This window comes from Actinophytocola sp. (assembly GCF_036402745.1).
GTDB lineage: Bacteria > Actinomycetota > Actinomycetes > Mycobacteriales > Pseudonocardiaceae > Actinophytocola.
In genome coordinates, this window is sequence record NZ_DASWSJ010000099.1 from 1 (window position 1) to 4,402 (window position 4,402).

The 4,402-nt window shown below is 70.9% G+C and carries 3 protein-coding genes and 1 pseudogene; 2 read left to right on the forward strand and 2 right to left on the reverse strand.

What is annotated here, in order from left to right:
• Nucleotides 1-97: pseudogene (locus VGD70_RS09725) on the forward strand (DUF4191 domain-containing protein); the annotation flags it as partial.
• A gap of 87 nt (nucleotides 98-184) precedes the next feature.
• On the opposite strand, the gene VGD70_RS09730 reads toward VGD70_RS09725, so the two are convergent.
• Together VGD70_RS09730 and VGD70_RS09735 are read right to left on the reverse strand one after the other, a co-directional pair.
• Nucleotides 185-2,224: a sensor histidine kinase gene (locus VGD70_RS09730; RefSeq protein ID WP_331080282.1), complete on the reverse strand. Its 2,040-nt coding sequence runs from the start codon at nucleotides 2,222-2,224 to the stop codon at nucleotides 185-187.
• Nucleotides 2,225-2,299: 75 nt separating this feature from the next.
• Nucleotides 2,300-2,785: an RDD family protein gene (locus VGD70_RS09735; protein WP_331080284.1), complete on the reverse strand. Its 486-nt coding sequence runs from the start codon at nucleotides 2,783-2,785 to the stop codon at nucleotides 2,300-2,302.
• A 189-nt stretch (nucleotides 2,786-2,974) separates the two neighbouring features.
• Between VGD70_RS09735 and glnA the strand changes: the two genes are divergently transcribed.
• Nucleotides 2,975-4,399, forward strand: coding sequence for a type I glutamate--ammonia ligase (gene glnA / locus VGD70_RS09740; protein ID WP_331080286.1), 1,425 nt, complete (start codon nucleotides 2,975-2,977; stop codon nucleotides 4,397-4,399).
• Nucleotides 4,400-4,402 lie beyond the last annotated feature (3 nt).

A 4,402-nucleotide genomic window follows, 5' to 3' on the forward strand; every position in this document is an offset into this window, starting at 1 on the left:
GCTGGCCGCCCGCAGCGCCGGCGCCCAGCTCCCGAAGGGCCCGATGCCGCAAGGCGCCAAGATGCGCAGCGTCCAACGAGCGATGCGCCGCCGCTGACCACAGAAGCACCCACACGGGCCACCCGCCGCCGCCGACCAGGCGCCGCGTCGGTCGGCGCGTTGCGGGGACCAGCCCTGCGGTCGGTCAGGCCTGGCCTGCCGTGGGCACCGGGAGGACCGCGCGCACGGCGGTGCCCGCGTCGTCGCTGCGGTAGGTGAACTCGCCGGCCATCTCTTCGGCCCGTTGGGCCATGAAACGCAGGCCCATGCCGTTGCGGCCGGCGTCGGGCGGCACGCCTACGCCGTCGTCCCTGATGAGGACTATGAGCCTGGCGCCGTCGCGGCGGACGGTTATCTCCGCGCGGGTCGCCTCCGCGTGCCGGACCACGTTGGTCAGTGCCTCGGCCACGATGCGGTACGCCGCCACCTCCACCTCCTTCGACAACCCGTCCAGCGACGGCGGCAGCGCGGTCTCCACCCGCAACGACGGGCCCGACAGGAACACCGCCAACTCCCGCAGCGCACCCGCGAGCCCCAGCGCGTCCAGCTCCGGCGGCCGCAGCCCGTGCACCACCCGCCGCAGCGTCCGCAGCGCCTCGTCGATCCCCCGCGTCGCCCGGTCCAGCAGCGCGATCGACTCCGCCGGCACCGCCGCGCGCACCGACTCGATCTGCAGCCGGGTGCCGGCGAGCGTGGGCCCGACATTGTCGTGCAGCTCGCGCGACAGCCGCGACCGCTCCTCCTCGCGCGCGGTCACCAGCTGCTCACGACTGCGCAGCAGCTCCTCGTCCAGCCGCAGCGCCGCCACCACCGGCGCCACCTGGTCGGCCAGCGACGCCAGCGCCTGCGCACGCATCTCGTCCAAATAGGACCGCCCGTCCGGCGGCAGCACGTGCAGCCGCCCGACCCGGACGCCGCGGTACCAGAGCTCGAACGTCGCCTGCGTGGCGCGCTCGGACCGGTCCGGCGCGCCGACCTGCGCGAGCCGCCGGAACCCGGCCTCCGTGTCGAGCTCGAGCCGCGCCATCCGCAGCCGCAGCGAGCGCACGATCTGCTCGCACACCGCCCCCGGCACCTCGGCGCTGTCGAGCTGGTTGCGGATCCGGTTGCCCAGCCGCACCGCCGCCTCGACGACGTCGACCCGACCGCCCCACGCCAGCCGGCGCACCCGCCGCACCAGCAGCGTCGCCACCGGGAACAGCAGCGACCCGACGACACCGGCGGTCAGCACGGAGCTCGACCCGAGCACGGCGAAGCCGGCGAGGTAGCACGCGAACACCGCGCCCGCGCTCACCACGCCGACGACCGCCCGCCGCACCGCCAGGTTCAGGTCGAACAACCGCTCCCGGGTCACCGCGACCGCGATCGCCAGCGACACCAGCACGAACGCGAGCACCTCCAGCCCGCGGTCGAGCACCAGCGGCAACTGCCCCGGCAACCTGTCCCGCACCACCGCCTGCACCGCGCCGAACGCGAAGGCCAGCAGCAACAGCGAGATCCGCCGGCGCCGCACCCCCGTCGCGCGCAGCCACCGGGACACCAGCCCGGCCACCGCCACGATCGTCGCGGCCAGCAGCAGGTACTCGCCGGCCCGCAGGCAGAACTGCGCGAAGTCCTGCCACTGCGGCACGGCCAGCGGGTTGGCCACCGTGTACCGGCCGACGAAGTCCTCCTCGGCGAGCGCGAGCCCGACCTCGTAGACCACCAGCCCGACGGCGGTCAGCGCGATCGCCCACCACCAGCGCCTGCTCGGCAGCCGGCCGTCGGGATAGACCATCGGGAGGATCGTGGTGATCGCCCAGATCGGCGGCGCCCAGAACCAGATCTGGATGCCGACCACGACGCCGACGGCCGGGTCGGCGGGCGAGTCGAACGCGCCGGCGAGCGCGGTGAGCAGCACGCCGACCCCGCACCAGGCGGCGATCGCGAGCATCGTCCAGCCGATCACGTTGCCCGGCTTGTGCCAGGTGACCAGCACCCCCATCGCGGAGAAGAACACGGCGACCGCGATGTTCAGCGGCACCGGGTCATAGCCGGAGTAGGCCCACGAGTCCGCTACCTGGGTGACGACCGCCGCGGCGACGCCGGTGCCCATGCCGACCGCGCCGAGCCCCGCGCCCACCCGCACGGCGATCGCGACGGCACGCCCGTCGGCGTCCGGATCCGTAACGCCCCGCCTGCGCATGTCCGGCTCCTCCGGCAGGGTTCTCGGCCATTCGAGGACGAAGCGTAGGAGAGGGCGGCGGGCGCCGTCAGCGACCTAACGGACGCGCAGAACGATGGTTCCGGCTGCCTTATCGTGCAGCCCTCTGTTGTCGGCGTCCCAGATGGCCGCCGGGATGATGATCGCGGTGAGCGCCGCCCGCAGGATCGCGCGGAGCGGGCCGACCATGGGTGAGCCGTCGAGGCGCACCGCGCGGATGCCCAGCGCCGCCATGCCGGCGGTGAAGCCGAACAGCGAGATGGCGCCGACCGAGATCAGGAACCACACCGCGATCGCCCAGCGGTTGAAGTGCCCCATGACCTCCGGCTGCTGGATGTCCATCCGCACGAAGAGGCTGGTGACCAACGCGGCGATGACGAAGTCGATGAACAGCGCCGCCAGCCGGGCGCCGCGCGAGGCCGCCGCGCCGGGCCCCTCCTTCGGCAGCCCCAGCCGCTCGCCGGGCCAGGCCTGCGTCGTACGCTCCGCGGGGTCGTGCGCCGCGCTCGGCCCGGAGAGCCACGAACCGGTCCACCTGCTCACGACGACCCCTCACAGACCATGCTCACAACTCCAGAGTAAGACCACGTGCGCACGGCGTGGTCGGCTGGCATGCTCAAGGGTTCCACGCCACGTCGTTAACACCGGCGAAACATGAGGGTGATGGCCGGGCAACACCGTGCTCATAACTTGACCGCGAGCGTCTGAGCAAGAGGTAAGGAGCCAACCAGCGTGTTCAACACTTCCGACGAGGTCCTGAGTTTCATCTCCGACGAAGAGGTGAAGTTCATCGACGTCCGGTTCTGCGACCTGCCGGGCATCATGCAGCACTTCACGGTGCCGGTTCAGTCGTTCGACGAGGACACGATCGACGAGGGTCTGGCGTTCGACGGCTCCTCGGTGCGCGGCTTCCAGCAGATCCACGAGTCGGACATGCTGCTCCTGCCCGACCTGGCCACTGCCCGGCTCGACCCGTTCCGCGCCGACAAGACGCTCAACATCAACTTCTTCGTGCACGACCCGCTGACCCGCGAGGCGTACAGCCGCGACCCGCGCAACATCGCGCGCAAGGCCGAGGAGTACCTGAGCGAGTCCGGTATCGCGGACACCGCCTACTTCGGCGCCGAGGCCGAGTTCTACATCTTCGACTCGGTGCGCTTCGACAGTGCGGAGAACGGCGCCTTCCACGAGATCGACTCGATCGAGGGCTGGTGGAACACCGGCACCGACGAGGTCGGCGGCAACCGCGGCTACAAGACCAAGTACAAGAGCGGCTACTTCCCGGTGCCGCCGGTCGACCACTTCGCCGACCTGCGGGCCGGGATCTCGCTGAACCTGATCGACTCCGGCTTCACCGTGGAGCGCGCGCACCACGAGGTCGGCACCGCCGGCCAGGCCGAGATCAACTACAAGTTCAACTCGATGCTGCACGCCGCGGACGACCTGCAGCTGTTCAAGTACATCGTGAAGAACACCGCGTGGGCCGCCGGCAAGACCGCGACGTTCATGCCCAAGCCCCTGTTCGGTGACAACGGCTCCGGCATGCACTGCCACCAGTCGCTCTGGAAGGACGGCGAGCCGCTGTTCTACGACGAGTCCGGGTACGCCGGGCTGTCGGACACCGCGCGGCACTACATCGGCGGGCTGCTGCACCACGCGCCGAGCCTGCTGGCCTTCACGAACCCGACGGTCAACTCCTACCACCGCCTGGTGCCGGGCTTCGAGGCGCCGGTCAACCTCGTGTACTCGCAGCGCAACCGGTCGGCGTGCGTGCGCATCCCGATCACCGGCGACAACGCCAAGGCCAAGCGCATCGAGTTCCGCTGCCCCGACTCCTCGGGCAACCCGTACCTCGCGTTCTCGGCGATGGTGATGGCCGGGCTCGACGGCATCAAGAACAAGATCGAGCCGCCCACGCCGATCGACAAGGACCTCTACGAGCTGCCGCCCGACGAGGCCAAGGACGTGGCCACGGTGCCGTCGTCGCTGAACGCGGTGCTGGACAGCCTGGAGGCCGACCACGAGTTCCTGCTCGAGGGTGGCGTCTTCACCCCCGACGTGATCGACACGTGGATCGACTTCAAGCGCGAGAACGAGATCGACCCGCTGCGGCTGCGCCCGCACCCGTACGAGTTCGCCCTGTACTACGACGTGTGATCC